The sequence below is a fragment of the Sodalinema sp. genome (assembly GCF_046483825.1).
Lineage (GTDB): Bacteria > Cyanobacteriota > Cyanobacteriia > Cyanobacteriales > Geitlerinemataceae > Sodalinema.
Map to the genome: position 1 here is coordinate 1 of NZ_JAWOCL010000045.1, position 4,189 is coordinate 4,189.

The 4,189-nt window shown below is 49.9% G+C and carries 7 protein-coding genes; 4 read left to right on the top strand and 3 right to left on the bottom strand.

What is annotated here, in order from left to right; all coding sequences use genetic code 11:
* Both R6U67_RS02780 and R6U67_RS02785 read right to left on the bottom strand, forming a co-directional pair.
* The coding region (locus tag R6U67_RS02780; protein WP_410251138.1) for a Uma2 family endonuclease at positions 1–211 on the bottom strand (211 nt) is incomplete at its 3' end.
* The gene (locus R6U67_RS02785; protein WP_410251139.1) at positions 211–786 is read right to left on the bottom strand and encodes a Uma2 family endonuclease; all 576 of its coding nucleotides are present in this window, start codon (positions 784–786) and stop codon (positions 211–213) included. The genes R6U67_RS02785 and R6U67_RS02780, both read right to left, overlap by 1 nt.
* A gap of 75 nt (positions 787–861) precedes the next feature.
* Here R6U67_RS02785 and R6U67_RS02790 point away from each other — a divergent pair, with 75 nt between their 5' ends.
* The 4 genes from R6U67_RS02790 (at position 862) to R6U67_RS02805 (ending at position 3,570) form a co-directional block, all read left to right on the top strand.
* A complete protein-coding gene (locus R6U67_RS02790) occupies positions 862–1,125 on the top strand; it encodes a glutaredoxin family protein (protein WP_410251140.1) in 264 nt (87 codons plus the stop codon).
* 169 nt (positions 1,126–1,294) lie between these two features.
* The gene (locus R6U67_RS02795) at positions 1,295–2,791 is read left to right on the top strand and encodes a UDP-N-acetylmuramoyl-L-alanyl-D-glutamate--2,6-diaminopimelate ligase (RefSeq protein ID WP_410251141.1); all 1,497 of its coding nucleotides are present in this window, start codon (positions 1,295–1,297) and stop codon (positions 2,789–2,791) included.
* A gap of 19 nt (positions 2,792–2,810) precedes the next feature.
* On the top strand, positions 2,811–3,245 hold the full coding sequence (locus R6U67_RS02800; protein ID WP_410251142.1) for a hypothetical protein: 435 nt from the start codon (positions 2,811–2,813) through the stop codon (positions 3,243–3,245).
* A 112-nt stretch (positions 3,246–3,357) separates the two neighbouring features.
* On the top strand, positions 3,358–3,570 hold the full coding sequence (locus R6U67_RS02805; RefSeq protein ID WP_410251143.1) for a hypothetical protein: 213 nt from the start codon (positions 3,358–3,360) through the stop codon (positions 3,568–3,570).
* 158 nt (positions 3,571–3,728) lie between these two features.
* Here R6U67_RS02805 and R6U67_RS02810 read toward each other — a convergent pair.
* Positions 3,729–4,189, bottom strand: a 461-nt coding sequence (locus tag R6U67_RS02810; protein ID WP_410251144.1) for a hypothetical protein, incomplete at its 5' end; no start/stop codon positions are given.

Consider the following 4,189-nt stretch of genomic DNA (forward strand, 5'->3'; position numbering starts at 1 on the left):
CGATTCCCAATTGCGTCTGACGATTCCACAATCCCAATTCTAAACAGAGTTCAAAATTACGACGTCCCGTGTCACCGCCCGTCGGAGGCATAATAATCAGAGTTCCGTTGGCGTTGCGTTCAAACTGTAAGTCGCGGTTATCCTGACAGAGTTGGAAAAACTGCTCATCGTCGAGCTGGAGTGCGTCGGTATTTAGAGTTAAGCTGTTCATCATAGCCACAGGCGATCGCAGGTCAAGACAAACCCCAGCAAAACCCCTTCCCCAGAGAGTTGTGAGGGAGAGTTCACCACCTCCACCGATTGCTGAGGACGATAAATCTGGACGGTTTGAGAACTTGGGTCGATCAGCCATGCCAACCGCGTCCCATTCTCGATATATTCTTGCATCTTCTCCTGCAATGTTGGCAAAGAATCAGTCCGCGATCGCAATTCCACCACAAAATCGGGACAAAGGGGCAAAAATCCCTGTTTCTCCTCAGCCGTCAACCCCTCCCAGCGTTCCCGAGGAATCCAAGCTGCATCCGGCGAACGGTTGGCCCCATTGGGGAGTTTGAACCCCGTTGACGAGTCAAACACCACTCCCGCATCCGTCGAATCACACCAATTCAGCAATTGTTGAACAATCCGGGCATTACGATATCCCGTGTCACCGCCAGTGGGAGGCATAATAATCAGAGTTCCGTTGGCGTTGCGTTCAAACTGTAAATCGCGGTTATCCTGACAGAGTTGGAAAAACTGCTCATCGTCGAGCTGGAGTGCGTCCGTATTTAGAGTTAAGCTGTTCATCGCGGGGCAAATCGCCCTCCTCGAAACCATCTAGCCTCTATCCTAAACTCCAGGCCCGCCAGCCGCCACTGAACTATGCAACTGATTCTCTTCAGCAAACCCGACTGTCATCTCTGCGAAGGGTTACAGGAAAAACTCGAACAAATCGACTTCGTCTCCTTGAAAATCCGGGATATCACCGAAAATGACGAGTGGTTCCAACGCTATCAATACGAGGTTCCCGTCTTGTTCGCGGTGGATGCGTCTGGGGAGGAACACCCCATCCCCCGTCCCTCTCCCCGGTCGAATGTGGCACAATTGCAGCAGATGCTACAGAAGTACGAGTCTGCCTCCGGCTAAAACAATCGCCAAGCGATGGGTTGTGTTCTTTATCGAACGGGTGCGTTCCGGCAAGTTCTAGGTTGTCGGTTCAGGGCCAAGATTCCACGAAGCCGGAATGCACCCTACCCAAGGCTGTTCCCTGTTCCCTGTTCCCTGTTCCCTGTTCCCTGTTCCCTGTTCCTAAACCATGAAACTCCGTGAACTGCTTGCTGCAATTCCCAATCTAAACAGCCTCCCCGAACATCCCGCCTTAGAGATGGAAATTAAGGGACTGAGTACCAATTCCCATGCTTGTCAGGAGGGTGATTTGTTTATTGGAATGCCGGGAACGCGGGTGGATGGGGGTGAATTTTGGCCCGGGGCCATTGAATCGGGGGCCGTGGCGGCGATTGTCTCCCAGGCGGCGTTGCAGCGATATCCGGCCCAGTCGGGGGAATGTGTGATTGCGGTTCCCGATGTCACGACGGCTTGCGGCTATGTCTCCAGTTGCTTTTACGGCTATCCGGGACACCACTTACCCCTGGTGGGGGTGACGGGAACCAATGGTAAAACCACCACGACTCATTTAATCGAGTTTTTGTTACGAGAAACGGGCAAATCGACGGCCTTGTTTGGTACGCTTTACGCCCGCTGGCAGGGCTTTGAAGAGGTGGCAAGCCATACAACTCCGTTTTCAGTCCATTTGCAAGACAAACTCGCTCAAGCCCGAAATGCAGGGGCTGAGGTGGGGGTGATGGAGGTGAGTTCTCATGCCTTGGCCCAGTCGCGGGTGTTGGGTTGTGAGTTTGAGGTGGCGGCGTTTACGAATTTGACCCAAGACCATCTCGATTATCACGCGACGATGGATGATTATTTTGCGGCCAAGGCGTTGTTGTTTTCGCCTCAGTATTTGAAAGGTCGTGCGGTGGTGAATGTTAGTGATGCCTATGGACAATTGTTAGCAGATCAGATTCCGGGCGATCGCGTTTGGACCTATGCCTGTGAGGATACGTCGGCGGATTTGTATACGGAGAATCTCACCTATACGCCAACAGGAGTCTCGGGAACGATTCAGTCGCCTCAAGGGTCGGCGGCGTTTTCTCTGCCCTTGGTGGGTCAGTATAATTTAGAGAATATGTTGGCCGCAGTGGGGGTTGTTTTGCATCTGGGTGTGGCCTTGGAGGATGTGGTGGCGGCGTTACCCCGCTTTACGGGGGTTCCGGGGCGAATGGAACGGGTACAAGTGTCGCCGCAACAGGATGTGAGTGTGATTGTGGATTACGCCCATACGCCGGATAGTTTGGAGAATTTGTTGGAGGCGGCCCGACCGTTTATTCCGGGGCGAATGCTATGTGTGTTTGGCTGTGGGGGCGATCGCGATCGCACGAAACGGCCCTTAATGGGAGGGATTGCAGCCCGATTGGCCGATGTGGCGATCGTCACCTCAGATAATCCCCGTACAGAGAACCCCGATCGCATTATTGGAGATATCTTAGAGGGGATTCCTGGAGTCACGAAGCCCTGGGTAATTCCCGATCGCGCCGAAGCCATCCGCCGAGCCATTTTAGAGGCAAAACCGGGGGATGGGGTGTTAATTGCCGGAAAAGGCCATGAAGATTATCAGATTTTAGGGACGGAAAAAGTCCATTTCGATGACCGAGAACAAGCACGGGAGGGACTAAACGCCCGCCTGAAAAATTTATAGTTTGATGATAGTTAATTCTTTGACCGTTCTCGTATCCTGGATTGTCGGTAGCATTACACATTTCCTCTATTCTGGCCTGTTTCTTTGGCTACTCTTAGGAATTTCCAATGACCGACTTCCATTGATGACACCATCCGCCAGTAGGGGCGAAAAATCTTTCGCCCCTACCGAGTGGCGAGTGATTGATACTCATCCTGTGGGGGTTCCTTGTCGCTGGAACTCGGAGTTATCGATGGAGGAAGTGCGGGATTCGTTGAAGTTTGAGGAGTGGGCGATCGAACGTCGTCTCACCTGGGGACAACGATTCCGCAGTCAACCCCATGAGGGAGAGGCCTTTTTCTATGATGATCAAGGTTCGCCCTGGTTATTCGTTCCGTTTTCTACTTTAACTGGCAAATCTCAAGGCTGTTTTGTTCCTTTTAAAGACACCTCAATTCAACCAATTTCTGAGTAATCCTGTCAATCTAAAAACTGTCAGGCTATGATTATTAAGAGTAGGTTGGGTAGAGCAGCGTGAAACCCAACCCGGTCGTTGAACTCAATCCAATTCGTCATTTGGTAAAATTATGTTACACAGCTACGAAGCCATCTACGAAAATGGTCAACTAACGTGGCTCAATGACCAGCCTGACGTGACCCATTCCCGAGTCATCGTCACCATTTTGCCAAAAAGTCACACCAGTCCTGAAAAGCCAAAGCGTCGTTTCCCTGTACCTGAAGCGGGAGAGGTTGAAATTGTCGGGGATATTGTCAGTCCCATTGTTGATGAAGACGATTAGGAATGTTTGAAGAAAAATTCATAGCAAATTACAAACATTTGCGGTAGGGGCGAAAAATCCCCTCCTGGGAGGGGCAGGGGTGGGTTATGCCCCTACCATAGGGTGTCCTCTGCAAACAAATACACCATATCTCCAGAATCACCTTATTCCGAACCAAGCTATTCTGGCTCATCAATAATCCCAGGAGAAACTTGAGGATTATTATTATTCATAAATTCGTTGCCATTTTCTCGTCCACTTTCAATCAAATCTTGATACTCCCTATTCTCATTAGTTAGTTTCCTATTTTCCTCGACCAAAGTTTCATTTTCTTCCTGAAGCTGACTGTTTTCTAGTATTAAATTTTGATTCTCTTGATAAACGATTAAGAGAGTGACCGCCAAAACCAAAGAAACAACCCAACCTAACCAGGGAAATACTATTTTCGCCAACGTTCGAAGCTGTCCCGTAGCTGTTCCAACAGATTGAACGGGTCGAGTATATTGTAATCCTGCTCCCTCTGAGCTTGAATTTTGTCCAATAAGGGATTGTTGCTTTTTTTTTAAAGGTAAAGTTATCCATCCGTCATCAGAATCAATCTGGTTAGACAAACCTCTCCAGATATTCTCCTGTTCCAGAT